The organism is Micromonospora sp. CPM1 (assembly GCF_023896895.1).
In the GTDB taxonomy this organism is placed as follows: Bacteria; Actinomycetota; Actinomycetes; order Mycobacteriales; family Micromonosporaceae; genus Micromonospora; species Micromonospora tulbaghiae.
This window is the reverse complement of the sequence record NZ_JAMHIU010000016.1, coordinates 46,613-70,596: the sequence shown is the minus strand read 5'-3', so window position 1 is coordinate 70,596 and position 23,984 is coordinate 46,613. Positions and strand designations below refer to the sequence as shown.

General features: G+C 69.0%; 24 protein-coding genes and 1 pseudogene. 14 read left to right on the top strand and 11 right to left on the bottom strand.

What is annotated here, in order from left to right; all coding sequences use genetic code 11:
- Positions 1 to 30: 30 nt before the first annotated feature.
- Positions 31 to 804, top strand: a complete 774-nt coding sequence (locus tag M8C11_RS20345; protein ID WP_252452037.1) for an SAM-dependent methyltransferase — start codon at positions 31 to 33, stop codon at positions 802 to 804.
- Positions 805 to 814: 10 nt separating this feature from the next.
- Here the strand turns inward: M8C11_RS20345 and M8C11_RS20340 are convergent, their stop codons facing one another.
- Positions 815 to 1,108 (bottom strand): hypothetical protein, encoded by a 294-nt coding sequence (locus tag M8C11_RS20340; RefSeq protein WP_252452035.1) that lies wholly within the window; start codon positions 1,106 to 1,108, stop codon positions 815 to 817.
- A gap of 26 nt (positions 1,109 to 1,134) precedes the next feature.
- A complete protein-coding gene (locus M8C11_RS20335; protein ID WP_252452033.1) occupies positions 1,135 to 2,016 on the bottom strand; it encodes an RNA polymerase sigma-70 factor in 882 nt (293 codons plus the stop codon).
- A 167-nt stretch (positions 2,017 to 2,183) separates the two neighbouring features.
- Between M8C11_RS20335 and M8C11_RS20330 the strand changes: the two genes are divergently transcribed.
- Positions 2,184 to 2,669, top strand: coding sequence for a carboxymuconolactone decarboxylase family protein (locus M8C11_RS20330; RefSeq protein ID WP_047892877.1), 486 nt, complete (start codon positions 2,184 to 2,186; stop codon positions 2,667 to 2,669).
- A 9-nt stretch (positions 2,670 to 2,678) separates the two neighbouring features.
- Here the strand turns inward: M8C11_RS20330 and M8C11_RS20325 are convergent, their stop codons facing one another.
- Positions 2,679 to 3,770: an epoxide hydrolase family protein gene (locus M8C11_RS20325; RefSeq protein WP_252452031.1), complete on the bottom strand. Its 1,092-nt coding sequence runs from the start codon at positions 3,768 to 3,770 to the stop codon at positions 2,679 to 2,681.
- A 93-nt stretch (positions 3,771 to 3,863) separates the two neighbouring features.
- Here M8C11_RS20325 and M8C11_RS20320 point away from each other — a divergent pair, with 93 nt between their 5' ends.
- The 8 genes from M8C11_RS20320 (at position 3,864) to M8C11_RS20285 (ending at position 11,959) form a co-directional block, all read left to right on the top strand.
- Positions 3,864 to 4,325 carry a MarR family transcriptional regulator gene (locus M8C11_RS20320; RefSeq protein WP_252452028.1) on the top strand — a complete coding sequence of 154 codons (462 nt, stop codon included), beginning with the start codon at positions 3,864 to 3,866 and terminating at the stop codon, positions 4,323 to 4,325.
- 71 nt (positions 4,326 to 4,396) lie between these two features.
- A complete protein-coding gene (locus tag M8C11_RS20315) occupies positions 4,397 to 4,999 on the top strand; it encodes a helix-turn-helix domain-containing protein (RefSeq protein WP_244933151.1) in 603 nt (200 codons plus the stop codon).
- The gene (locus M8C11_RS20310; protein ID WP_252452025.1) at positions 4,999 to 5,370 is read left to right on the top strand and encodes a hypothetical protein; all 372 of its coding nucleotides are present in this window, start codon (positions 4,999 to 5,001) and stop codon (positions 5,368 to 5,370) included. Before M8C11_RS20315 ends, M8C11_RS20310 begins: the two co-directional genes overlap by 1 nt.
- Positions 5,367 to 6,272 carry an ABC transporter ATP-binding protein gene (locus M8C11_RS20305; protein ID WP_252452022.1) on the top strand — a complete coding sequence of 302 codons (906 nt, stop codon included), beginning with the start codon at positions 5,367 to 5,369 and terminating at the stop codon, positions 6,270 to 6,272. The genes M8C11_RS20310 and M8C11_RS20305 overlap by 4 nt, the downstream gene beginning before the upstream one ends.
- Positions 6,269 to 7,063 carry an ABC transporter permease gene (locus tag M8C11_RS20300; protein WP_252452019.1) on the top strand — a complete coding sequence of 265 codons (795 nt, stop codon included), beginning with the start codon at positions 6,269 to 6,271 and terminating at the stop codon, positions 7,061 to 7,063. Before M8C11_RS20305 ends, M8C11_RS20300 begins: the two co-directional genes overlap by 4 nt.
- Before the next feature lie 111 nt (positions 7,064 to 7,174).
- Positions 7,175 to 8,167: an endonuclease domain-containing protein gene (locus M8C11_RS20295; protein WP_252452017.1), complete on the top strand. Its 993-nt coding sequence runs from the start codon at positions 7,175 to 7,177 to the stop codon at positions 8,165 to 8,167.
- A complete protein-coding gene (locus M8C11_RS20290) occupies positions 8,154 to 8,795 on the top strand; it encodes a hypothetical protein (RefSeq protein WP_252452015.1) in 642 nt (213 codons plus the stop codon). Before M8C11_RS20295 ends, M8C11_RS20290 begins: the two co-directional genes overlap by 14 nt.
- Positions 8,795 to 11,959: an ATP-binding protein gene (locus tag M8C11_RS20285; RefSeq protein ID WP_252452012.1), complete on the top strand. Its 3,165-nt coding sequence runs from the start codon at positions 8,795 to 8,797 to the stop codon at positions 11,957 to 11,959. The genes M8C11_RS20290 and M8C11_RS20285 overlap by 1 nt, the downstream gene beginning before the upstream one ends.
- Here M8C11_RS20285 and M8C11_RS20280 read toward each other — a convergent pair.
- Positions 11,941 to 12,855 (bottom strand): NADP-dependent oxidoreductase, encoded by a 915-nt coding sequence (locus M8C11_RS20280; protein WP_252452009.1) that lies wholly within the window; start codon positions 12,853 to 12,855, stop codon positions 11,941 to 11,943. The two genes, M8C11_RS20285 and M8C11_RS20280, sit on opposite strands and share 19 nt — an antisense overlap.
- A gap of 116 nt (positions 12,856 to 12,971) precedes the next feature.
- On the opposite strand from M8C11_RS20280, the gene M8C11_RS20275 reads away from it, so the two are divergent.
- The 3 genes from M8C11_RS20275 (at position 12,972) to M8C11_RS20265 (ending at position 15,601) form a co-directional block, all read left to right on the top strand.
- Positions 12,972 to 13,403 (top strand): helix-turn-helix domain-containing protein, encoded by a 432-nt coding sequence (locus M8C11_RS20275; RefSeq protein WP_252452006.1) that lies wholly within the window; start codon positions 12,972 to 12,974, stop codon positions 13,401 to 13,403.
- Between the two features lie 289 nt (positions 13,404 to 13,692).
- Positions 13,693 to 15,171 (top strand): endo-1,4-beta-xylanase, encoded by a 1,479-nt coding sequence (locus tag M8C11_RS20270; protein ID WP_252452003.1) that lies wholly within the window; start codon positions 13,693 to 13,695, stop codon positions 15,169 to 15,171.
- Positions 15,172 to 15,301: 130 nt separating this feature from the next.
- Positions 15,302 to 15,601, top strand: a complete 300-nt coding sequence (locus tag M8C11_RS20265; protein WP_252452001.1) for a hypothetical protein — start codon at positions 15,302 to 15,304, stop codon at positions 15,599 to 15,601.
- A 15-nt stretch (positions 15,602 to 15,616) separates the two neighbouring features.
- On the opposite strand, the gene M8C11_RS20260 is transcribed toward M8C11_RS20265, so the two are convergent.
- From M8C11_RS20260 to M8C11_RS20240, 5 genes and pseudogenes are all read right to left on the bottom strand, one after another.
- Positions 15,617 to 16,135: a cupin domain-containing protein gene (locus M8C11_RS20260; RefSeq protein ID WP_252451999.1), complete on the bottom strand. Its 519-nt coding sequence runs from the start codon at positions 16,133 to 16,135 to the stop codon at positions 15,617 to 15,619.
- 98 nt (positions 16,136 to 16,233) lie between these two features.
- Positions 16,234 to 16,971, bottom strand: a complete 738-nt coding sequence (locus M8C11_RS20255; RefSeq protein WP_252451997.1) for a bifunctional 2-polyprenyl-6-hydroxyphenol methylase/3-demethylubiquinol 3-O-methyltransferase UbiG — start codon at positions 16,969 to 16,971, stop codon at positions 16,234 to 16,236.
- 84 nt (positions 16,972 to 17,055) lie between these two features.
- Positions 17,056 to 17,163 (bottom strand): annotated as a pseudogene (locus M8C11_RS20250) (NUDIX hydrolase); the annotation flags it as partial.
- 109 nt (positions 17,164 to 17,272) lie between these two features.
- Positions 17,273 to 17,644 (bottom strand): hypothetical protein, encoded by a 372-nt coding sequence (locus M8C11_RS20245; RefSeq protein WP_252451995.1) that lies wholly within the window; start codon positions 17,642 to 17,644, stop codon positions 17,273 to 17,275.
- Positions 17,645 to 18,008: 364 nt separating this feature from the next.
- On the bottom strand, positions 18,009 to 18,404 hold the full coding sequence (locus M8C11_RS20240; protein ID WP_210942618.1) for a hypothetical protein: 396 nt from the start codon (positions 18,402 to 18,404) through the stop codon (positions 18,009 to 18,011).
- A gap of 493 nt (positions 18,405 to 18,897) precedes the next feature.
- Between M8C11_RS20240 and M8C11_RS20235 the strand changes: the two genes are divergently transcribed.
- Complete coding sequence (locus M8C11_RS20235; protein WP_210942617.1) at positions 18,898 to 20,118, top strand: hypothetical protein; 1,221 nt, start codon at positions 18,898 to 18,900, stop codon at positions 20,116 to 20,118.
- A gap of 176 nt (positions 20,119 to 20,294) precedes the next feature.
- Here M8C11_RS20235 and M8C11_RS20230 read toward each other — a convergent pair whose 3' ends face one another.
- Positions 20,295 to 20,894 carry a hypothetical protein gene (locus tag M8C11_RS20230; protein WP_252451993.1) on the bottom strand — a complete coding sequence of 200 codons (600 nt, stop codon included), beginning with the start codon at positions 20,892 to 20,894 and terminating at the stop codon, positions 20,295 to 20,297.
- An 867-nt stretch (positions 20,895 to 21,761) separates the two neighbouring features.
- Positions 21,762 to 23,711 carry a hypothetical protein gene (locus tag M8C11_RS20225; protein WP_252451991.1) on the bottom strand — a complete coding sequence of 650 codons (1,950 nt, stop codon included), beginning with the start codon at positions 23,709 to 23,711 and terminating at the stop codon, positions 21,762 to 21,764.
- Positions 23,712 to 23,984 lie beyond the last annotated feature (273 nt).

The following is a 23,984-nucleotide window of genomic DNA, read 5'->3' as shown; positions in this document are numbered from 1 at the left end:
TGTGTCGCCCAGAGTGCTAGACATCGAGGGGTGACGGAGGCTGAGAACCGACCCAATGTCGCCCGCATGTACGACTACTACCTCGGCGGCTGCCACAACTTCGCCGCCGACCGGGCCGCCGCCGAGGAGATCCTGAAGATCTTTCCGGACACCGGCGTCGCCGCGCAGAGCAACCGCGCGTTCCTGCGCCGGGTCGTGCGCTGGGCGGCCGAGCAGGGCGTACGCCAGTTCCTCGACATCGGCGCCGGCCTGCCGACCCAGGGCAACGTGCACGAGGTGGTCCGCGCGATCCGCCCCGACGCCCGGGTGGTCTACGTCGACCACGACGAGGTCGCGGTCGCGTACGCCCGGCGGTTGCTGCCCACCGACGGCCGCACCGTGGTGCTCCAGGGCGACCTGCGGCGTCCCGGCGAGCTGCTGGCCGACCCGACGCTGCGGGCCACCATCGACCTGAGTGAGCCGGTCGCGGTGCTGCTGCTCGCGGTGCTGCACTTCGTGCCGGACGCCGACGACCCGTACGCGGCGGTGGCGAAGCTGCGCGACGCCACGGTGCCGGGCAGTGTGCTCGCGCTGTCCCACCTCACCCTGGACGGCCTGCCGACGCTGCCCACCGAGCAGGGCACGGCGATCTACCGCCGCAGCAGCTCCCCGCTGGTGCCGCGCAGCCGCGACGAGGTGGCCCGCTTCCTCGACGGATACGAGCCGGTCGAACCGGGCCTGGTCAAGGTGGCGGACTGGCGGCCCGACGGGGAACCGCAGGCCGCGGTGTCGCACGGGTACGGCGGGGTGGGCGTCCGCCGCTGACCCGTCGTCGTCAGTCCAGGCCGCCGTGCGCGGCCCACAGCGCGGCGGCCCGGTCGGCCGCCGCCGCCACGAGCGCGGCCAGCTCCGGCCGGTCGGGTACCCGGAACGACACGTACGCGCCGCGTCCGCCCGCCGTGGGCCGGCCGTACGCCTTCGCGGCGAGGCGCCCGTCCGGCAGCAGCCGGATGTTGAGCGTGGTCAGCGTGAACTCCTCGCCGCGCCGGGTGTCGGTCCAGCGCAACTCCTCCGGCACCGTCACGTTGATGGCGAGGGCGCTGACGTCGGGGGAGGCGGGGCTGCTCATCCGGCGATCGTCGCACGATCGCGTGCTCACCGGCGCAGCGTGGTCTCCCGGGTCATGTGGGACAGCTTCTCCGGGTTGCGCACCGCGTAGAGCCCGCTGATCAGGCCGTCGTCGAGGCGTACCGCGACGACGGTGTCCAGCTCGCCGTCGAGGCGTACCAGCAGCGCCGGGTAGCCGTTGACCTGCGCCGGCTCGATCGACGCCACGGCGGCGACCCGGCGCCAGCCGCCCGCGAGCAGCCGGGCCACCTTGTCTCCGCCGGTGACCGGCCGGGCGATCGCCTGCTTGATCCCGCCGCCGTCGCCGACGAGCACCGCGTCCGCCGACAGGACGCGGAGCAGCCCGTCCAGGTCACCGGTCTCGACCGCCCGCCGGAACGCGTCCAAGGCGTTGCGGGCCTCGGCCGCCGGGACCGTACGCCGGGGGCGGCGCGCCGCCACGTGGGCCCGCGCCCGGTGCGCAATCTGCCGCACGGCGACGGGACTCCGCTCGACCGTCTCGGCGATCTCGTCGTAGCCGACGTCGAACACCTCCCGCAGCACGAACACGGCCCGCTCGGTCGGCGTCAGCGTCTCCAGCACCAGCAGCATCGCCATCGACACGCTCTCCGCGAGCGCCACGTCGTCGGCCACGTCGGGCGCGGTGAGCAGCGGCTCGGGCAGCCACGAGCCGACGTACGACTCCTTGCGCCGGCCCAGCGTGCGCAGCCGGGACAGCGCCTGCCGGGTGGTGATCCGGACCAGGTAGGCGCGGCGGTCCCGAATCTCGTCGAGGTCCACGCCGGCCCAGCGCAGCCAGGTCTCCTGCACCACGTCCTCCGCGTCGGCGGCGGAGCCGAGCATCTCGTACGCGACTGTGAAGAGCAGGTTCCGGTGCGCGAGGAAGTCCTCGGTGGCCGGGTCCGCCATGGCTGGCTCCTTCGCTGCTCGGCTGCGTTCCCCACCAGACGCCGGCCACCGCCGCCGTGTGACATCCGGTCGCTGTGGCGGTCCTCACCCGGCGTTGTCGTCACGCCGGACGCGTCCCCGGCATCTCGTGTTCGTCCCACACCCACCCCAGCAGAGAGGGCGCAACCATGCAGACCCGATTCAACCTGTTCGAGAACCCGGTCTCGGCGACGTTCATGAAGCGCTTCGCCGGCGCGGGCCTGATGATCCACCAGTCGTCGCTGCCCCGCACCGTGCAGGAGCTGGTGTCGCTGCGGGCCAGCCAGATCAACGGCTGCGGCTGGTGCATCGACATGCACACCAAGGAGGCGGTGGCCGGGGGCGAGAGCGCAGTCCGGCTGAACCTGGTCGCCGCCTGGCGTGAGTCGACCGTGTTCACCGAGGCCGAGTGCGCGGCGCTGGCGTTCGCCGAGGAGGGCACCCGGCTCGCCGACGCCCACCAGGGCGTGTCCGACGAGACGTGGGAGCAGGTGCGCAAGCACTACGACGACGACCAGGTCGCCGCGCTGGTCTGCCTGCTCGGGCTGATCAACGCGGCGAACCGGTTCGCGGTGCTCGTGCACCAGCGCGGCGGCTCGTACGAGCCGGGCATGTTCGCGGCGGCCATGGGCTGAGCACCGCTGTCACCTCAGGTTCCAGAAGAACGACCGGACGTCGTCGGCGAACAGCTCCGGCACCTCCAGGGCGGCGAAGTGACCACCCCGGTCGAACTCGCTCCACTGCCGGATCGTGTACGTCAGCTCGGCGATCGGCCGTACGGCCCGGGTGATGTCGTGCGCGAACACGGCGACGCCGAGCGGGGGCGGGCAGGGCGCGGGCGGGCCACCGAACGCGCTCTCCCGCACCAGCCGCGCGGACGAAGCGGCAGTGCCGGTGAACCAGTAGACCGAGACGTCGGTGAGGACGCGGTCCACGCTGATGCTGGATCGGGGGTCGGTCCACTCGGTGAACTTCTCCGCGATCCACGCCAACTGCCCGACGGGCGAGTCGTTGAGCGCGTACGACACGGTCTGCGGCCGGCTGGCGTACAGCACCTGATGGGGGTGCCGCTGCGTCTTGAGCCGCATGATCCGGGCGAGCCGGTCCCGGTCCCCGTCGGACAGGCCGGCCTCCCCGGTCCAGCCGGGTGGCGGGGGCGTGGGCAGGTAGTTGAGGTGCACGCCGACGACGTGCTCCGGGTCGATGCCGCCGAGCCGGGTGGAGATGACCGAACCCCAGTCGCCGCCCTGTGCGCCGTACCGCCGGTAGCCGAGCCGCCGCATCAGCTCGGCCCAGGCGCGGGCGACCCGGTCGACGTCCCAGCCGCGTTCCCGGGTCGGGCCGGAGAAACCGAACCCCGGGATCGACGGTACGACCAGGTGGAACTGTTCGGACAGCGGGCCGAGCACGTCGAGGAACTCCACGACCGAGCCGGGCCAGCCGTGCGTGAGGATCAGCGGCAGCGCGTCCGGGTCGGCGGAGCGTACGTGCAGGAAGTGGATGTTCTGCCCGTCGATGGTGGTGGTGAACTGCGGATACCGGTTCAGCTCGGCCTCGGCCTCCCGCCAGTCGTACGCGGTGCGCCAGTGCTCGGCCAGCTCCCGTACCCGGGCCAGCGGGATGCCGTAGTCCCACCCGGCGCCGGGCAGTTCGTCGGGCCAGCGGGTGCGGGCCAGGCGGTCGGCCAGGTCGTCGAGGTCGGCCTGGGGGATGTGGACGCGGAACGGCTCGATCACGGTAGCTCCGATCGTTGGTGTCACTAATGTTGGCGCGACCAACGATAACGCAGATCGTTGGGGACGCCAACGTTTTACGGTTAGGCTGGGCACGTGGAGAACCCGGAGCCGGACCTCGTACCGACCCGTCTGGCCGGCCTGCCGAGCTGGCTGATCACCCAGACCGCCGTACGCGCCGGTCGGCTGGTCGCCGACGGCCTCGCCGCTGTCGACGCGCGGGGTTACCACTTCCGGCTGCTCGCCACGCTCGACGAGTTCGGGCCGGCCAGTCAGGCGGCGCTCGGCCGGCGCAGCGGCATCCACGTCAGTGACGTGGTGGCGGCGCTCAACGAACTCGCCGAGCGGGAGTTCGTCACCCGGAGCCCGGACCCGGCCGACCGGCGGCGCAACGTCGTCACCATCACCGCGGCCGGGCGGCGGCAGTTGCGGCGGCTGGAGAAGCGGCTCGCCGTCGTCCAGGACGACCTGCTCGCGCCGCTGTCGCCGGACGAGCGCGCGGACCTGACCCGGCTCCTGTCGCGAGTGCTGGCCCACCACACCCGCCCGCCCGCCTGACCGCAACCTTCCGGCGCGATTCTCGCCCACGCCCTACCATTATCGTTCTCGATAGTGATAACGTCTGTGGCGTGACGACGTCGATGGAGCGGTGGGCGGAGACCGCACTGCACCCGGTGCGGATCCGCATCCTGCGCGCGGCCGCGGGTGCCCGGGTGACCACTCACGACCTGGTCGAGCTGCTGCCCGACGTCCCGCAGGCCACGCTCTACCGGCACCTGGCGACGCTCGTGAAGACCGGGATGCTCGACGTGGTGGAGGAGCGCAAGGTCCGCGGCGCCGTCGAGCGGGTGTACGCGCTGCCCGCGCACGGCGCCGCGCTGGACCCGGCGGCCCTGGCGGCGGCGACGCCGGAGGACCACGCGCGCTACTTCACCGCGTTCGTGTCGAGCCTGCTGTCCGAGTTCTCCCGCTACCTGGCGCGGGACTCCGTCGACTTCGTCGCCGACGGCGTCGGATACCAGCAGCTCGTACTGCACCTGACCGACGCCGAGCTGCACGAGTTCGCGGCCGGGCTCAACGCGCTGGTCGGCCCGTTGCTCGCCAGAGGGCCCGGCGACGGACGGATCCCCCGGCTGCTGGCGACCATCCTGATGCCCGCCGACCGCCAGGCGACCCCCGGCGACACGCACACATCAGCGCACGACTCCGACACGACGAAGGGCGACGACTGATGGCCTCCGTAATCCTCGACGGCGATGTGATCGACATCCGGTTCACCGGATGGGAACGGATGTGGGTCGGGCGGGAGCGGTTCGCGCTGCGCCTGGCCGCCGTGCGGCACGCCGCACCGGTGGACGAGCCGATCCGGCTGGCCCGTGGCGCCCGGCGCGGGTACGCGGTGTCCGGCTTCGCCAAGATCGGCGTCTGGGGCATCTTCGGCGGCCCCCGGCAGCTCGTGGCGGCCCGGCGGGGTCAGCCCGGCCTGCACCTGGTGCTGGACCGCGTGGCGGCCGGCGGAGAGTTCGACGAGGTCGTCGTCTCCGACCCGGCCGCAGCGGGCCTCGCCGAGACGATCGGGCGCGCGACGAGGAGCCGGCCATGACCGGCAACCACCTGTCGATCGAGGCGTCGGGCCTGACCAAACGCTACGGCGACGTCACCGCCGTACACGATCTGACCTTCACCGTGCGGCCCGGCGCGGTCACCGGCTTCCTCGGCCCGAACGGCGCCGGCAAGACCACCACGCTGCGCATGCTGACCGGACTGGTGACGCCGACCAGCGGCACCGCCACGATCGGCGGACAGCCCTACGGCCGGCTGCCCCAGCCGTCGCGGACCGTCGGCGCCGTGTTCGACGGCAACGCGTTCCACCCCGGCCACACCGCCCGTGACCACCTGCGCCTCTACGCCGCGATGGCCGGCTGCCCGGACAGCCGCGTCGCGGAGCTGCTGGACCTGCTCGGCCTCGCGCACGCCGCCGACCGTCGTACCCGGGGGTTCTCCACCGGCATGCGCCAACGGCTCAGCCTCGCCACGGCGCTGCTCGGCGATCCTCGCGTCCTGCTGCTCGACGAACCGTCGAACGGCCTGGACCCGGAAGGCATGTCGTGGCTGCGCGGCCTGCTGCGCCGGCTCGCCGACGAGGGCCGCACAGTGCTGGTCTCCAGCCACGTCCTGCACGAGGTCCAGCAGATGGTGGACGACGTGGTGGTGATCCGGCGCGGCGAACTCGTCGCAGCCGGGCCGTGGTCCCGGCTCACCGGCCCGCCGACGGTGCTCGTCACCTCGCCGGACGCGGACGCCCTGGCCACCGCACTGACGGCCGCCGCCGGGTCCGTCGAGGCCGCCGGGCCCGGCCGCCTGCGGGTACGCGGACTGGACGCGCCACGCGTCGCCGACCTCGCCGCGGACCACCGTCTGCGGATCCACGAGCTGGTCACCGAGACCACAAGCCTCGAACAGCTCTTCCTCGACCTGACCACCGACCCGGCGGAGGCCCGATGAACCTGCTCAGAGCGGAACTACGCCGGGTGCTGGCGACCCGGATGTGGGGCGGGCTGCTGCTCACCGCCGTCGCGCTCGGCGGCGGCCTGGTCGGGCTGATGGCGCTCGTCGGACCGGAGAACTTCGACCCGCCGATGCCCGGACTGCACACCGAGGAGGGCCTGCGGTCGATCCTCGGCATCCTCGGCTTCACCGCCTTCGTGCCGGCCGCCGCCGGCGCCCTCGCGGCCACGTCGGAATACCGGCACGGCACCGCCGCCGTCACGTTCCTGTTCGCGCCGCGCCGAGGGCGGGTGCTCGCCGCCAAACTCGCCACCCACGCGATCGTCGGCCTCGGCTACGGGATCGCCCTGGCCGGCTCCGCCGCGGCGGCCCTGTTCGCGGTCGCCGCCGCGCGTGGCGTGTCGCTTGGCCTGCCCGTTCCCACAGTGCTGGCGCTGCTCGGCCGCATCGGCGTCGCGATGGCGGTCTACCTGCTCGTCGGCACCGGGGTGGGCGCGCTGCTCCGCAACCAGGTCGCGGCCGTGTGCGTCGTGGTCGGCTACCTGTACCTGGCCGAGCCCGTCCTGATGATGATCCCCGGCGTCAACGCGATCTACCCGCTCCTGCCCGGCGGAGCCACCGCCGCGCTCACCGACTTCACCTACGTCGCCGACGCGATGTCCGCGCAGCTCGGCAGCGACGCCGTCGCACTCCTGCCACCGGCGGCGGGCGCCCTGCTGCTGACCGGGTACGCGGTCGCCGCCGCCGCGATCGCCGTGGTCGTGCCGATGCGCCGCGACATCACCTGAGCGTCGCCGCTTCGTCGCCGTCCGGCGTATCAGGGCTGGCGCCGGCCGAAGACGATTCGTACTCTGGTCCTCCGACGCTCAGGGGCGACGGTGGGGGAGGGTCGACGCTGCATGGACCCGGTCCTCGCCGGTCTGCCGACCGACCGCGTCGTCGCCCTGCCCGGCGCGGACATCGACGCGGTCGCCATGACGCTCGCCCGCGACCACGCGGAGCTGGCCGCCGTCGTGCACCGCCCGGCCTCGGCGTACGCCATGCCCGCGGACTTCGTGCACGCCGCGCTGGACCGGCTCGAACAGGTCGCCGTCGAGCTGCTGCCTGCCTGGCTGCCCGAGGCCGCGCACGACGTCCGCCCGGACACCTCCGGACTCGCCGCCGTGCGGGCCGCGGCCGGCGCGCGTTCGCGCCGGGACCGCTACCCCGGCTCGTTCCTGACCGACCTGGCCGTCTTCGCGGTGAGCGGGCGACGGCCGAGTGCCACGACGCTCCCGTTGCGCGCCCGGGCCGCCGCGCTGGCGCGTCTCGTCGCCGACGCCTTCGAGCGGCGGAAGGTGGTGCTGGTCGTCCAGCCGGTCCACGGCGACGGCGCGGTGGTCGCGGCCGGGGGCGCGTGGCTCGTGCAGCACGGCGGCCCGCCGGTCTGGCTGGCCGGAGCCGGCGCGGCCGGGCTGGAGGGGGTTCCGGCGTTCCCCGTCGCGCCGCCGGCCGGACCCGCCGGGTACGCGCCGGTGGCGGGCCGGCCGCATCCGGGCAGCGACGCCGAGAAGCGCCTGGAGGCGGCGCTGGCCGCGCAGAGCTGGTCGGCCGGGCGGAGATGGAACCAGAACTACCAGTCGCACCGCCTTTCCGCGCCGGTACGCCTGGATCTAGTGTGGCCGGACGAGCGGTGCGTGGTGGAGATCGACGGCCCGGAGCACTGCCGCCCGGTCCGCTTCGAGGCCGACCGGCAACGTGACGTCCAGCTGCAACTGGACGGCTACGCCGTCCTGCGTTTCACCAACGCCCGAGTAATTCACGACGTCGGCACCGTGGTCACGCAGATCGGCACCTATCTGCGAGCACGTCGCCGAGACCTGGCGGAAGGACGGCACCATGGCCGGCGATGACCTGACCGCATCCGAGAGCGCGATCCTCGTCGTGCTCATGGCCGAGGCGCGGGAGGTGCTGAGCACCGAACTGCGGGACCGCTACGGCCTGGTCGTACGCAAGCCGCAGCGCGACAAGCTCACCCGCCTGCACTACGTCGCCAGCCGCAAGAGCGGGCCGACGTACGCCCTGCAACTGGACGACAAGGGCTGGGTACGGATGCAGAGCGACCTGGACTTCGCGCTGCGGGGCGCGAGTGCGCTCGGTGCCGCGCTCACCGCTCTGCAGGTGAGCCTGCGTGACCGTGTCCTGGCGCGCAGCGGCTGCGCGACGCTCGCCGAACTGTTCGCGCTCACCGACGTGCGCGCGCCCGCCGCCGAGCCGGCCGGGTCGCTGGAGGCGCGTGTGGTCGCCGCGTACCGGGCGCTCGCCGACGAGCCGGGCGCCTGGGTGAGCCTGCGGCGGCTGCGGCCGTTCTTCGCCGACGTGCCGCGCGACCACCTGGACGAGGCCCTGCGGCGGCTCAGCCGGTCCGAGGGCGTCACCATCGCGCCGGAGTCGAACCAGAAGACGCTCACCGGGGCCGACACCGCTGCCGCACTCCGCCTCGGCGGCCAGGAGAACCACCTGCTGGCGATCGGCGTGTGATGAACGAGGCGGAACGGAACGCGCTGGCAGCCCTGCGGTTCGACTGGGCGCCGGTGCCCGACGACGTGTGGCGCCCGCTGCCCTTCCACGTCGACGGCCTGCATGTACCCGTCGTCCGGGACGTCCTCGCCGGGGTGGACGAGGCCGCGTCGAACCCGCACGGCAGCCCGCTCGGCCTGGTCGTCCAGGGCCAGCGCGGATCCGGCAAGACCCACCTGCTGGGCGTCGTCCGCCAGCAGGTGCAGGAGCGCGGCGGCTACTTCTTCCTGGTCGGCCTGCTCGACGCCGGTGGCTTCTGGGACGGCGTGCTCGCCGCGATGCTCGACGGCCTGTCCCGTCCGGTGCCCGGCAGTCGCGAGACGCAGCTCAAACTGCTGCTGCGGCGGCTGTCCGCGATGGTGGGGGCACCACGCACGGCGCGCCGGGCCGTCATGGGCGACACCGAACTGACCAGGGCGGCGCTCGACGCCTTCCTGGAAGGGCTCGGGGACTTCGACAGGCACGCGGCCCGCACCTGCCAGGAGACGGCGCGCGCGCTCGCGCTCAGCGCCTCCGAGGACATCTCCCACCGCGACGTGGCGGAGAACTACTTCCTCTCCGGTGAGGAGATGGTCGCCGGGGAACGCGCGGCCTGGGGCATGCGCCGGGTTCCGCGCCCGGCCCAGCAGATCGTGCAGGACCTGTCCTGGCTGCTCGCCCTCACCGGTCCGTCGGTCGTGGCGATCGACCAGATCGACACGCTCATCGCCCAGTTGGCGATCCAGAGCGATCCGGCCCTGGCCGGTGCCGCCGCCATGAGTCCCGAACAGGCGCTGATGCTGGCCCGGATGGCGGACGGCCTGATGGCGTTGCGGCAGACGACGCGGCGCACGCTCACCGTGCTCGCCTGCATCCCGAACTCGTGGACCGTCATCAAGTCCGCCGCGGCCGACACGGTGGCCGACCGGTTCCGCGAAGCCTCGCCTCTGCGCCGGATCGACGACGCCGACCTGGCCCGGGCGATCATCGAGAAGCGGTTCACCCTCCGCTACCGGGAGGCGGGTTTCGTGCCGCCGTACCCGTCGTGGCCGGTGTCCCCGCGCGCCTTCGCCGAGGCCGGTGCGTTCACCCCGCGCCAACTGCTCATCGAGATCGACCGGCACATCCGCGAGTGCATCGCCGACGACCAGGTCCGGGAGATGACCACGCTCGGCGAGCCGCCCACGGCCGAGCCGCGCGCGCCCCGGCCCGCCCCGGTGAGCGCCACCGGCGAGGAGATGGACCGGTACGACGCCCGGTTCGCCGAGCTGCGGGAGGCCGCCGACGTCACCGGCCCGCTCCGGCGCGCGTCCGAGGACGAGGCGATGCCGCCGCTGCTCGCCGCCGGGCTCACCGCCTGGATCCTGGAGCGGGGCGACGCGGGCGAGGCGTTCAGCGTCGACCCGCCGCCGAGCACCGACCCGCCGCTGCACGCCCGGCTGCGGCTCACGCTCGACGAGCGCACCGAGGACCAGGTGCACTGGTGTTTCCGGGCGATCGGCGACGACCACCACGGCAACGCGGCGCTGGCCCGGCTCCGCAAGGCGAGCGTGGCCGCCGCCCTCGACACCGGATCGGGCCGACGGAAGCTGTTCCTGCTGCGCAACCGCGCCTGGTCGGCGAGCGCGGCCACCCGCAAGGCGGTCGGCGCGTTCACCGAGGCGGGCGGTCAGACGCTCGGCCTCGACGACGAGGACGTGCGCATCCTGTCCGCGCTGCGGGTCATGCTCGCCGAGGCCACCATGGACCTTCAGGGCTGGCTGGCCGAGCGCCGGCCGACCCGGGAGCTGAAGTTCCTCCAGCACGCGCTGGCCGATGTGGACCGCTGGACCATCGACGCCGGACCGCCGCCGGAACCCGCCGAGCCGGCGCCGCCCGCCACCGCTGCCACCGGCCCGGCCGATCCCTCCTTCGTCGTCGGGCACGGGTACGACGACCGGGAACCGGTGCCGCTGGCGCTGGAGGCGCTGCGCAAGCACACCACGATCTTCGCCGGGTCCGGCTCCGGCAAGACCGTCCTCATCCGCCGCATCGTCGAGGAGTGCGCGCTGGCGGGCGTCTCGGCCATCGTGCTCGACCCCAACAACGACCTCGCCCGCCTCGGCGAGGGATGGCCCGAGCCGCCGGCGCAGTGGCGACCGGGTGACGCGGACCGGGCCCGGGACTACCTCGCGCACACCGACGTCGTCGTCTGGACGCCGCGCCGCAACTCGGGCCGTCCGTTGAGCTTCCAGCCGCTGCCCGACTTCACCGGCGTACGCGACGACCCGGACGAGTTCGCCGAGGCCGTCGAGGCGGCCGTCGCGTCGCTCGCGCCGCGCGCCATGGTGACCGGCCGGGCCACCCGGGCGCACCTCGGGCTGGCCGTGCTGCGCAAGGCCGTCGAGCACTACGGCCGACGCGGCGGCTCGCGGTTGCAGGGCCTCGTCGACACGCTCGCCGACCTGCCGGACGGGATCATCGACCTGGACGACGCCGACAAGATCGGCCTCAGCCTGGCGCAGACCCTGACCGCCGCCATGGTGAACGACCCGCTGTTCGGCGGCGAGGGCACGCCGATGGACCCCGGCGTGCTCCTCACCCCCGCACCCGGCAAGCGGGCCCGCGTCTCCGTGGTCAGCCTGGTGGGCCTGCCGTCCGACGACGTACGGCAGAGCTTCGTCAACCAGCTCCAGATGGCGTTGTTCGCCTGGATCAAGAAGAACCCGGCCGGTGACCGCCCGCTGCTCGGGCTGCTCATCATGGACGAGGCGCAGACGTTCGCCCCGTCCGGAGCGATGACCGCGTGCACCCAGAGCACGCTGGCGCTGGCCGCTCAGGCCCGCAAGTACGGACTCGGGCTGATCTTCGCCACCCAGGCGCCGAAAGGGCTGCACAACCGCATCCCCGGCAACGCGGCGACCCAGCTCTACGGTCTGATGAACAGCCCGATCCAGATCGAGGCGGCCCGCGAGATGGCCCGGGCGAAGGGCGGCGACGTGCCGGACATCTCCCGCCTCACGGTGGGCGAGTTCTACCTCGCCGCCGAGGGCGCCGCACCCCGCAAGATCCGCACCCCGCTGTCGCTCACCCACCATCCGCGCAGCCCGCTCACCGTCGAGGAGGTGCTGGACCGGGCACGCGGCGCTCAGGGGCGCAGCACGTAGCGCCCGCGTACCCCGCCCTCGGCCATCGCCCGGTGCGCGTCCGCGGCCCGGTCCAGCGGCAGCACCGCGTGCACCCGGGCCGGCAGTTCACCGGCCGCGGTTCGGGCGAGCAGGTCGGCGAGGCGTACCGCGTCGGCGCGGGTCTCGATCACGCGGACGGTGACGCCGCGCTCGGCGGCCGGCTGCGCGTTGGGCCGCACGCCGACGAACACGCCGCCGTCGCGGACCAGGGCGAGCGCCCGCTCCTGCCACGCGGCCGCGTCGGCGACCGCGTCCCAGCCCGGTTCGGCGGCGGTGGTGAAGTCGGCGCCGAGGCTGCGGACGAACTTCTCGTCCCCGGCCCGCGCCAGGCCGGTCACCCGCCATCCCCGGGCCGGGGCGAGCGCGAGGACGTAGCCGCCGACCGCGCCGGCCGCGCCGGTGACCAGCAGCCGGCCGACGGCGGGCGGCTCGCCGAGCAGATCGACGACCTGCGCCGCGGCCAGGCCGTTGAGCGGCACTGTCGCCGCCGCCGCCAGGTCCAGATCATCGGGTACGACGGCGAGGTCGGCCGCGGGCACGACGAGCTGTTCGGCGTACGTGCCGTAGTCGCGGTCGAACCCGACCACCAGACCGGCGACCCGGGTGCCGGCGGTCAGGTCCACGCCCGGGCCGACGGCGTCGACGGTGCCGGCGAAGTCCCAGCCCAGACCGGTGTGGTGCGGCTGGTCGATCAGCCCGAGCGAGTGGAAGAAGCCGCCCGCCACTCCGAGGTCGACGGGGTTGACCGCCGCCGCGGCGACGGTCACCCGGACCTCGCCGGGCCCCGGCTCGCGCTCCGGGACTTCGACGATCTCGATCGCGTCGGGTCCACCCGGGGTGCGGACGACGGCGGTGCGGAAGGTACGCGTACCCATGGTCGGGTCTCCTTTGTTCTTGAGGGCTGACCTGCTCCACGATGGAGGGGTAACTTTCTTTCGGGAAGTACGCACTTCGGAGTGCGTTGGGTACCCCGGGGTGGGAGGCGCGGACGATGCCGACGCAGACGGCGGCGCAGAAGCGGGCACAGGCGCGGGCCGAGTACGACGCGTTCCTCGCCGGCTGCCCGAGCCGGCAACTCCTGGACCGGATCTCCGACAAGTGGGTGGCGCTGATCCTGGCCGCGCTCGGCCGCGACGGTCCCGATCACAATGTCGAGCCGCAGGTCATGCGCTACTCCGAGCTGTCCCGCCGGCTGGCCGGGGTCAGCCAGAAGATGCTCACCCAGACGTTGCGCTCACTGGAACGCGACGGCCTGGTCACCCGCACCGTGACGCCGAGCGTGCCGGTGACTGTCACCTACGAACTGACCGACCTGGGCCTGTCGCTGCACCGGCTGACGTACGGCATCAAGGTGTGGGCCGAGGCGCACATGGACGAGGTGCACGCCAACCGCGAGCGGTACGACGCCGCGATCGATCGCTGACCGGTCGCGCCAGGATTTTCCGAAACTTTCGGTCCTCGCCGCGGCTCTCGTCGCGCTTCGTTCTCACGGACATCTGTGGACTCCCGCGCTGATCAGCCGGTTGAGTCCATGTTCGCGTTGACATCGACATTGACCGATCGTGCCGTCGCGGATATCTTCCCAGGGAAGTTACCGGTACATCTTCGAAAAGTTTCAGGGCAGTGACGCGGGGGTGGGCGCACCGCCGGCTCCCACCCGCGTCCAGCCGGGCATCGCCAGCGCATCATCGTCCGATATGCAGAGGAGTGTCATGAAACATCTACCGAGGCGCAGCCACCGCGTGGTGCTGGCCGCCGTCACCAGCGCGCTGGCACTTGCCGGTGCCGCGCTCGTGGTGCCCAGCCTGGCCCAGGCGGCGGCGAGCACGCTCGGTGCCGCCGCGGCACAGTCGGGCCGCTACTTCGGCACCGCCATCGCGGCGAACCGGCTGGGCGACTCCACGTACAGCACCATCGCGGCACGTGAATTCAACATGATCACGGCCGAGAACGAGATGAAGCCGGAAGCGCTGCAGCCCCAGCGGGGCCAGTTCAACTTCTCCTCCGGCGACCAGATCTACAACTGGGCGACCCAGCGCGGTCTCCAGGTCCGCGGCCACACGCTGGCCTGGCACGCGCAGCAGCCCGGCTGGATGCAGAGCCTGAACGGGAGCAACCTGCGTCAGGCCATGATCGACCACATCAACGGCGTGATGGCCCACTACCGGGGCAAGCTCGCCGCGTGGGACGTGGTGAACGAGGCGTTCAACGAGGACGGCAGCCGCCGCAGCTCCAACCTCCAGGGCACCGGCAACGACTGGATCGAGGTCGCGTTCCGCACCGCCCGGGCGGCCGACCCGTCGACCAAGCTCTGCTACAACGACTACAACATCGAGAACTGGTCGTACGGCAAGACGCAGGGCGTCTACAACATGATCCGGGACTTCAAGTCCCGTGGCGTCCCGATCGACTGCGTCGGCCTCCAGACCCACTTCACCGGCGGCAGCTCGCTGCCGGGCAACTTCCAGACCACGCTGCAGAACTTCGCCGCCCTCGGCGTCGACGTGGCGCTGACCGAGGTCGACGTCACCAACTCGTCCACCAGCCAGTACGCCGGGCTGACCCAGGCGTGCCTGAACGTGCCGCGCTGCATCGGCATCACCGTCTGGGGCGTCCGCGACAGCGACTCGTGGCGTTCCAACGAGAACCCGCTGCTGTTCGACGGCAGCGGCAACAAGAAGGCCGCGTACAACTCGGTCCTCAACGCCCTCAACGCCGCCACGCCCAACCCCACGCCGACCGGGACGGCGTCGCCGACCGCCGGACCGACCCCGACCGCCGGGCCGACCACGCCGCCGCCGACCACCGGCGCCAGCCGGATCGTCGGCAACCAGTCCGGCCGGTGCATCGACGTGCCGAACTCCTCGCAGAGCAACGGCACCCGGGTGCAGCTCTACGACTGCCACGGCCAGACCAACCAGCGGTGGACCTACACCTCCAGCCGGCAACTGACCGTGTACGGCACGATGTGCCTGGACGCCGCCGGCTCCGGCAACGGCTCGGCCGTCCAGATCTACAGCTGCAACGGCCAGACGAACCAGCAGTGGAACGTCAACTCCAACGGCACCATCACCGGAGTCCAGTCCGGCCGCTGCCTCGACGTCTGGGGCACCGGTAACGGCCAGCAGGTGCAGATCTACGACTGCAACAGCCAGGCCAACCAGCGGTTCCAGCTCGTCGCGGCGAGCTGACCTCCTCGTACGGAAGGCGCGCGACGGGCGGGCCCGGTCTGAACACGATCGGGTCCGCCCGTCGCGTCTCTGAGCATTAGGCTGGATCGGAGTGTGTGCGGCGGCCGCGCGCGGGGGAGCGGAGACGGCAGTGGTCATCGTGGTCTTCGACGCCGACCGGGAGTGGTACATCCAGGGCCGCGTCTACGCGAACATCATCGAGTCGGTGCCTGCCGGGATGCTCCAGGACGACGACCTGGAGCTGCACATGTGGCCTGCCCGGGCGATGGGCCTGCTGAGGCTGCCGGGCATGGAACCGGACCGAGCCGAGCGAATTGCGGCCGCGCTCGCCGAGGGCGCGGCCCGCCGCCTGCGGACCATCGACCAGAGCGACACCGAGTTGGTCACGTTCTACGAAGGCCTGCGAGAGATCGCCGCCCGGCACGCCTGATTCGTGCCCGCCAGGTCAGGGGACAAGCAACTCCGAGCGGTATTCGGAGGCCAGCGCGGCGGCCCGGTTCCGGCGCTCGGCCTGCTCCTCGTCGGTGAGAGCCGGCGGCGGCGAGGTGGGACCGTCCACCCGATCGCCCACGCGCAGGAAATACTCGTCCTGCCCGGCCGGGGTGCACATGCACAGCAACCGGGCGGGCTGGTCGAACGAGTTGCGGAAGAAGTGCGGCGCGTTCGCCGGGATGTTGATCGTCTCCCCGGCCCGCGCGACGGTCTGCTCGCCCCGGAACGTGAACTCCACCGCCCCGTCGAGCACCGTGAACATCTCCTCGAAGTCGTGCCGGTGCGGAGGCGGCCCACCGCCAGGCGGAACGCGCATGTCGATCAGGCAGTACCGGCCGGCCGTCTGCTCGCCGGTGACCAGGATCGTGTAGGTGCCGCCCGCGATGGCGAGGTGCGCGAGGGCGGGGTCGTCGGGACTGGCGTGGACGAGGGTACGGGTCGGATCGTCGGACGGGATCGCAACGCTGGCCATCGGCTCTCCTCGCTCGCGGGTCTGCTCATGGGGTCTGCGGATCGATACCTCTCATAGCCATCCGGAAAGCCGCTAAACCTGGGTGTCCTGGTGGACCGTCACGCCGTTCGGCGGGCGACCACCGCCAGGGCCATGCCGAAGAACTTCAACGGCGATCGCTCGACCGCGTCGGTCACCGGCCGGATACGACGCCCGAAGCGGGACCGGTCGAACGGCGGCATGATGTAGTCCACCGCTACCGGCTCCAGCCCGGCCCGCCGGAGCCGCGCGGACAAGCCGCGGGCGGTGAAGCAACGGGCATCTGCCAGCCGCCGGTGCAGCGGCACGATCCACGGCAGGAACGGACCCCGCGCGGGCCGGTACCGCTTCCCGCGGATCAGGAACCCATGAGTCTCGAACGGGAACCACCGGTTGGGCGTCGTCAGGGCGAAGCAGCCGCCGGGAACGAGCACGCGATGGACCTGCCGCAGCGCGGCATCGAGGTCGTCGATGTGCTCCACCACCTCGATGGCGGTGACCAGGTCGAAGCTCTCGTCCGGATAGTCCAGCTCGGTAGCGGACAACTCCCGCACGTTGATCTTCCGGGCCGCCGCCGGGTCGTCGGCCAGCCGCTCCCGGAACAGTGCCAACCGATCCTGCTGGATGTCCACGGCCTCGATCTGATCGAACGCGCCGACCAGCCGCATCGTGTACGTGCCGTCCCCGCAGCCGATCTCCAGTAATCGCCGGCCGGTCAGTGATGTGTGCCGGCCCAATGTGCCCAGCCTCTTCGCCACCCCACGCTCGCCGAACGCGCTGCCGTGCCCCAGCCCAAGATTGCGAGTCGTATTCACCATGGTCGCTGACCCTAGCCCTAACGAGCGTTAGCGTGGGGGCACCCGTTTTCCAATGCGATGAACGCCGAGAGGGCGATGCTCGACCGGCAACTCCACATCTGCGATGCTCAACCGCGAGCGCCGGCTCCGGTCGACAACCCGCTCACCATGAATCGTCCACCGCGTCGACCTGCCAGCCGGTTCCTCCGTCACTCGGCCGGTATTCGACCGGTGGTGCCGGAGCGCTGTCGAGCGGTGCCTTGAGGACTCGACTCAGTCCCGGCCACTCCTTCCTCCGCGCCGGATGTACGAACCCTGCTCATCAGGCTGACAGGAGCGGCCAGGATTGCGGCCACGCTTCCAGACGCATGACTATTCGCAGGAGGCTTGCCTCAAACGCGGCCTCATCAAGATCGCCTTCCCGGCGGCGGGACCACAACTCGCTAAGGTCGTCTTCGATGGCACCAAGTTCGACGAGTCGATCGGCGCAGGCGAGGTTTCTCTGACGCGCCTCGGCCGGACTGCCGGAGTTGGTGGTCATCTTGTCGGCGGCCACGGCCAGTGTGCAGCGTGCCTCTGCCGTGATGCCGCGGCCGGCGGTTTCTACTGCCCGCAGGGTTCCTTCGGGCCCTCGAACGATCTCGACGAACAGGCCGAGCAGCCGTGAATTGCGCACGAGCGGTTGGTCCGGCATCGCCCACCTCCATCTGTTCGGTCCCCTGCCGCTTAGGAGAGCACCCCCGACACGGAGGTCGGACTGGCGGTTGGTTCACTGCTGCCCTTCGCTGCTGCGTCTAGCCGCTGTACCGGCCCGGAGCACAACAAAAGCGGCCCCGTAGAGGGTCGCTGAGCTGGAACGGAGTGGGCCGCCAGGGACTCGAACCCTGAATCCCCCTGGTGCCGGTTGGATCATGGCGAACCGGGCGGATCGACGCGCTGAACTGGGCGAACTCTTCCGTTGCCTGACAGCGTTTGACGGCTCTTGTCGGCCTCAGTTGTGCCGGATCTGTGCCCGATGACCTTGCCACAAGGGAAGATGGGCGTGCCCGGTCGCAGGGCTACTTGAAGACGCCGATGATCCCCGTGACCGTGCCGACGATGCCGCTGACCGTTGCGAGCTTGGCTGACGCGCCGGTCCAAATGCCCTTGGACTTCTCCCGCCAGCCGAGAGACCACCAGTCACGCCCGAACTTCTGCCACTTGTGCTGTCTGAGGTGGCATCCCAGCACCAGCCCTGTCGAGTTGTTGCGGCAGAACTCGACCACGCCACCACGCTTGCGATTGATGGCGCCGCAGTACACCGGCGCTTGAAAGAGGACGAAGAGGACCAGGAGGCCGACGAGAACGGCGTAGATTCCCGGCCCGATCGCGTTGTTGCCCAGGGATAGGAGAAGCAGCGCTAGAACCGCGTAGCCCCAGTACTGCCACAACTTCGATCTTCCACGCGACGCCATGAGTGCGTACGGTACGTATTCGAGCACAGAACATGAAGGGTTCTTGCCTGTCGGTCTTCCGACGAAGTCACTTCCAGCGGTATTGATCTAGGGTTGGAGCGTAGTCGATCAAACCTGGACGATTGCGCCTCCGACTTGCGGCTACAGTTGGCATGGATGGTCAACGATGGTCACTGCTGGCTCTCGTTCAACGGCCTGGAACCGGCATGATCTTGCGACCGGGCAACGGCATCCGGAAGACGCGAGGGGCCCCTTACACTCACCGCAGCGGCCGAACATCATCAACCAGACCATTCAGCCCTTCAACCAGGGCGGAGTCTGCCGACGCTGATTGCCCTCGGTTGCAGTGGATCTGCGCCCGTTGATCTTGCATCGAGGCAGACTGCCGCCCGGGTCTGCGCCAGTGGCCCCCCGCGCCAGTCAGCCGAACTGCAGCGGACGGCAGGCCCCTTTTGCGCTTCCATTGCCGCTCGCCAAGCTTTACGTTAGGCCAATGACCCCACCTCCTCAGAGGGCAGATCGCCCTGCCTATGGCCTAGCCTCTCTGGAAGAAGGCACCCAGGGCGCGAAATTGAACTTCCGGTTCGATGTCGAGCTAGACGCAGCAGAGTATCAGGAGCTTGAGGATGCACTTAAGCCCGTCCTGCGACTTGGGGTACGCGACATTTTCAAGCTGGTGGCCCGCAACTATGATGAAATAGAGTCGCTGAACACGTACTATTTGAGATTGTTCGGTTTACCTCGGGAGCGTGGGCGCATCCCACCCCGCGATGCGGCGATCGGGTTCATGAATGCCTGCATTAACTGGCTGAACGTTGTCCGACTGTTCCTCGACCATGAAGAAACGTGGCTAAAACGAACATTCGGTGAAACCTCCACCCACTTCACCGACTTCAAGTCGGCGTGCAGTCGCGCGTTTGACTCCTCCACTGCATATCGCTTTCTCTACAAGCTCAGGAACTATGCGACCCACTGCGGCCTACCCATAAGCAGCGTAAATCTTGATGCGCCCACGGAAGAGGAGCGAGCGGCCGGATTGCACCAACGGATTTCTTTCCGCCTCAACCGGGACGATCTGTTGCGCGATTTCAACTGGGGCCCGAAGGTTCGAGCCGACTTGGCCGCAATGGAGCCGGCCTTTGAACTACTTCCGTTGATTAGTCAGGCCATGCCTCACCTCGACGACATCCTGCAAACCACCGTTGCAACTGACGTGAGGGAGTGCCTTCAAACGCTTCCAGTTATTCGGCGATACCTCGATCGAATGACCGCTGCGGCTCAGCCGTGCCTTCTGCGTCTAACGCCGAACGACCTGGGAGGTTATCAAATAACGCCCATGCCGCTACCAATGGATAGCATCGTCAAGCTTGAGGCGGTAGATCCGACAGGCGACCTGCTTGCTCCATTCCGGCGCACTGGTGAATTCGTTAGGACTGGCCCACCCGCCATTTCACCTGAGGGCCGGTATCGAATGAAGCGCGGATCCTTGGTGCTCAGCGCGCATCTGCACGAAGGCGGCCCTTCGCCAGCATTCTTCGATACGGTAAATCAACTGATAGATGAAGACGGGGATATTGAGCCAGTACTGACTGGGACGATCAACCTAGGAGTGACCTTGCTCCACCTGGCGTCGATGGCAACAAACACGACTCCGCAATCAATCCTTGCCTCGTTCGGGGAAGGCGACGAAGATCGAGCGAGACATCAGCCGTAAGGTTGCCCCTTACCCCCCAGAGATCGGCGATGCAGTCCGGTTGGGAGCGCACCGCCGATCAAGGGTCTGACGACGGTCAGATAGGTTTCGCTCCGTGTCGTCGGTTGCTGCACTTCTTTGCTATACCACCTGGCCAGACGGCGGCACGGGCGGGCCAAGCGCCGCTTGGTCGGAGGCTAGTGGAACTGGCTCATCTGCCGGGCGGCTCGTTCCAGCCGCTCCACCAGGTGCGGCAACGTCTCGGCGACATGTGCGGCGGCACGGACGCTCCGGTCGAAGCTGCCGGCCTCGAAGGTTTCGGCGGCGTAGGCAACAGCGCGAGCACTGCGATCGAAGGTATCCGTTCCTAGCGCTTCGGCCGCGTAGGCAAGTGCTCGGGCGGTCTGGCCGCTCACGCCGTCCCCCGCTGCCGACATGGTCGCGATGATGCCCTTCAGTTCCGTGACGGTCTCAGCGTTCGCCACACCGGTCTCCTCCAGCCGTTTCGTCACGGCCTCAAGCCGCTCCAGCGGGGGTTCAGCAAGTTCCGTCAGCAGTTTGCCGAGCGATTCAGCGTCGGGCACACGCAACCTGGCCAGCACCGCGCCTGCCTCGCCCTCATGGCGAGCCTTCCAGGACTTCAGCACCTCGGGTGTGTACCGGCTCTCGTCGCCGTCTACCTCCTTGTGATGCGCGAGGCAGAGCAGGAGCAGGTTGGCAAACGAGTCACGTTCGTCCGCCGGCATCTCTCCCTGGAAACGGGCGGCTTTTGGCTTCACACCGTAGATGTGCGCCACCTGCGAGTTCTTTTGATACACGCCTGGTCTTACCTCCAGGACGACCGGCATTGGACAGTTCGGGGCGTAGCACTGGCCGTTGCTGACAGTCCAGAGTGCGGCAAGCATCGCCGGAGGGAGGTTCCCTCGCTCGCCAGCGCCCTCGGCGCGAGGCTTGGGTGTCGTCATCACCGCCACACCATGTCATCAACATGCGACAGAGCGCTACCGTCCCGCGGGTGAGAACCGAACGCCTGCCATGCCCCGCGCCTGACGACTCACCTTCCCTTGAGCCCTAGCCATCCCGTCGGCCTTCGTCCGCACGACGTGGAGCGGGTGGGGCCTGCCCGGTCAAGGTGGAGCACCCAACTGTCTGAACGACCTTGACCGGGCAGGCCCCACCCGCTCGGCTTTGCCCGGACGGAGATTGTCGGGATGGCGCCCCCATCCCAGAGCGCCCGAGCGCCCCGCCGGAGGCACTGCCCGTGTCTCGACCAACTCGAAGCCCTGGAACTGCCATCGATCATGGCGGCCCGGGGCTTCTTCGTATGTCGCGCCGCCGGCGGGCTATCACCGTCGCGCTGGCGGCCGAAGGCCAGAGGCGCGGCGGCGGGCCATCGGCCCGGCCCAGGTTCGGCGGCGCGAGCGGCCTGCGAAGCGGGCCGCCTTGATCCCGTACAGAAAGTTTTCACAGAGCTCCCACCGGCCAGGCGACCCAACAACTTGGTGCAGCAACACATAGCCCGGCACCTGAAGGGCAACAGCGCAATGAGCCTACGGGCACCTCAGTACGCCAGCGGGACTCGCGGATCTGTCAACGGGGCGACATCCTCTCGCATCCCCACCGCTCTACGCGAGTTGGTCCGCCGGAAAAAACTATACCGATCTCTAGTCTCGCGCCCGCCCTTCTTCGTCTGCCAACCTAAATTCGTCATTCATCTTGATTACTAGGGCGACGATCAACCTCAGCGCGATAATGTACGTGCGGAAGTGCGCTAGCTCGCCCTCGCCGTTCGCCTGCGACCCGTGAAGGTACTTGTTTCGCAGTTCCGGACCATTATCGAAATCAACCTTGTTCAGGAAGTAGTTATAGTAACTGGCTTCCGCTGGGGTCAAGAGAGACGAACGTCGAGTCATCCAGCCCCGCGCCACCATTGAATCAGCCTCCGCCCGTCCTCGATTCGAGAGGTGGTAGTAACTACACGCTTGAGTCTTAAACAACGACCTCAGAATCAGAAACTGCTCTGGATTGGCAAACTGCACGCGCGTTCCGGTGTCCTCAAGGACGCCAAGCGTGATCAAATGGTCTACCACTGGCCTCTGGTAGTTCGCAAAGTCGCTGTAAGTAACCTCGTTATGGATAATGAGCTCGGCAGTGCTCTCCGCGTTCAGTACGTCGTTGATGTAAGTCAGCCCGGACTGATCGGAGAAGATTGTGTGGAGAATGCCAGAAATCTCCTCACCCTCGCCTGCGTAGATGTACTTCCCGGCGAGGAGACTCGGCAGCTCCTTGTACAAAGCAGGGTCGGACGTGATTGCAAGAAGGTCCCGGTCTAGCTCGCCGTTCTCTGCATACAGTGAGAATTGCATGGCGACGCTTTCCATTTCAGCAAAGAGGTGTCTAGCCTTCTGAAGGTAGGACGAGCCGCCACCTGAGGGTGTGAATGAAAAGTTTAAGGCACCGAACTCTTCAGGGAGATATTCCTGGAAGAACCACGCGATGACTGCTTCCAGGTCTATGCCTTTAGATGCCAGGTAGTGATGATAGAAGCGTGTCTGCAGCAGAGAGATCATGTCTGCGGTGTGAAACGCTACGCCGACGCGGTATGCTCGCCGACCTGCGGTCGCGAGAACCCGCTCAAGGACGCCCAGGTCCGCCGGGTAAGCAGGGAATATCAGCAGGACGGAGAGATCGGCGAAGCCGAAGAGGTGTTGGAAATTGTTGAGGATGCTGGGTTCGTCTAGAGTATCGTCGAGCCAATTCCGGCCATACGTGAAGGTTGCTACCATCCCATCCATCTCTACCTTCACCGGATCATCTTGAGTGTCAGATAGGCGGACTTCACAGCCAGTATTAATGCCTGCGTTGGTACGGAAAAACTCTTCTGTCATTTGTTCTTTACGCCGCTTTGCCCGCAACTTGAGCTTGGCGTCAACACCCGTCTGACTGCGAACAGGGGCGGTCTCAATTAGCTCGATGTAGTTCAAGTTCGCATCAGCGCTATCGACATAGCCTTCCAACAACTTACGCGCATCGGCAGGCGTCAAGGTTCCAGGAAGATAGATTTCGTTGATGTAATCCCCATGGAAATGCTTTCGTATCAAATGTTCAGCGTTGCGCACGTCCGAGACAAGCGTGTCGCGTAGCTGGGTATCGTACGCGCGCACAAGCCTCTTGTTCGCAAGCATTGTGCGGAGTTTGACACCTGTGGCGTTAAGCGCGGAGAGCATGGCCGCCGAGTCGCAGCGCTCGAAGGCCCCGCTTCTAGCCAAAAGCTCAAGCAGATCAGCGTGATAGTCGTAGTCGACCCCTGCGATGCGCTCACGAATGTTTATATTATTGATGTTAGCAAATCCTCGCGCAACGATGCTTCGAATAGCCGATGCGTGCGCCTTGGCCCGAACGCGTTGCGCGTCGGTATACTCCGTTGGGAATAGCCCAGCTTCGACGAACTGCTGAACATTGTGCAACTCGATGAGGTCCGCAGCGTGCGTCGGGAGGGCCTCAGGGTCGAACCGCTCAACGATTTCGATGGCGCGACCACGCTGCAACGGCATCGCCAGGTCGGTGGGGCCGTAGAATCGAATGCGCCGCATAGTCGAGCCCTCGCCGTCCATTGCCCCTACCGTTCAGGAAGTTTGAGCTAAAGCGCGTCTCCTGCGCCGCCATTGGATGCTCCTTCGAAGAGGATGCTTTCACCTCGACCACTTGTCAATCATGCGAACCGGTTCGCCGGACCGTCGCACATCACCTAGCATGGATTCGTCCTACTCGACCGTCGGCCCCATATCCCGCTCAGCCGTCTCGCAACTCTCGCGCACGTAGGCGGGCCATCTGTGTGTCAAGACCAGAGCGCAGCCCTTACACCGGCCCGGCACATGGCCGTAGCC

Excerpts from the sequence above, each read along its gene's own strand:
- M8C11_RS20340 (WP_252452035.1), bottom strand. The coding sequence starts at position 1,108 with ATGAGCAGCCCCGCCTCCCCCGACGTCAGCGCCCTCGCCATCAACGTG.
- M8C11_RS20335 (WP_252452033.1), bottom strand. The coding sequence starts at position 2,016 with ATGGCGGACCCGGCCACCGAGGACTTCCTCGCGCACCGGAACCTGCTC.
- M8C11_RS20330 (WP_047892877.1), top strand. The coding sequence starts at position 2,184 with ATGCAGACCCGATTCAACCTGTTCGAGAACCCGGTCTCGGCGACGTTC.
- M8C11_RS20310 (WP_252452025.1), top strand. The coding sequence starts at position 4,999 with ATGGCCTCCGTAATCCTCGACGGCGATGTGATCGACATCCGGTTCACC.
- M8C11_RS20305 (WP_252452022.1), top strand. The coding sequence starts at position 5,367 with ATGACCGGCAACCACCTGTCGATCGAGGCGTCGGGCCTGACCAAACGC.
- M8C11_RS20300 (WP_252452019.1), top strand. The coding sequence starts at position 6,269 with ATGAACCTGCTCAGAGCGGAACTACGCCGGGTGCTGGCGACCCGGATG.
- M8C11_RS20295 (WP_252452017.1), top strand. The coding sequence starts at position 7,175 with ATGGACCCGGTCCTCGCCGGTCTGCCGACCGACCGCGTCGTCGCCCTG.
- M8C11_RS20290 (WP_252452015.1), top strand. The coding sequence starts at position 8,154 with ATGGCCGGCGATGACCTGACCGCATCCGAGAGCGCGATCCTCGTCGTG.
- M8C11_RS20285 (WP_252452012.1), top strand. The coding sequence starts at position 8,795 with ATGAACGAGGCGGAACGGAACGCGCTGGCAGCCCTGCGGTTCGACTGG.
- M8C11_RS20280 (WP_252452009.1), bottom strand. The coding sequence starts at position 12,855 with ATGGGTACGCGTACCTTCCGCACCGCCGTCGTCCGCACCCCGGGTGGA.
- M8C11_RS20275 (WP_252452006.1), top strand. The coding sequence starts at position 12,972 with ATGCCGACGCAGACGGCGGCGCAGAAGCGGGCACAGGCGCGGGCCGAG.
- M8C11_RS20270 (WP_252452003.1), top strand. The coding sequence starts at position 13,693 with ATGAAACATCTACCGAGGCGCAGCCACCGCGTGGTGCTGGCCGCCGTC.
- M8C11_RS20260 (WP_252451999.1), bottom strand. The coding sequence starts at position 16,135 with ATGGCCAGCGTTGCGATCCCGTCCGACGATCCGACCCGTACCCTCGTC.
- M8C11_RS20255 (WP_252451997.1), bottom strand. The coding sequence starts at position 16,971 with ATGGTGAATACGACTCGCAATCTTGGGCTGGGGCACGGCAGCGCGTTC.
- M8C11_RS20245 (WP_252451995.1), bottom strand. The coding sequence starts at position 17,644 with ATGCCGGACCAACCGCTCGTGCGCAATTCACGGCTGCTCGGCCTGTTC.
- M8C11_RS20240 (WP_210942618.1), bottom strand. The coding sequence starts at position 18,404 with ATGGCGTCGCGTGGAAGATCGAAGTTGTGGCAGTACTGGGGCTACGCG.
- M8C11_RS20235 (WP_210942617.1), top strand. The coding sequence starts at position 18,898 with ATGACCCCACCTCCTCAGAGGGCAGATCGCCCTGCCTATGGCCTAGCC.
- M8C11_RS20225 (WP_252451991.1), bottom strand. The coding sequence starts at position 23,711 with ATGGACGGCGAGGGCTCGACTATGCGGCGCATTCGATTCTACGGCCCC.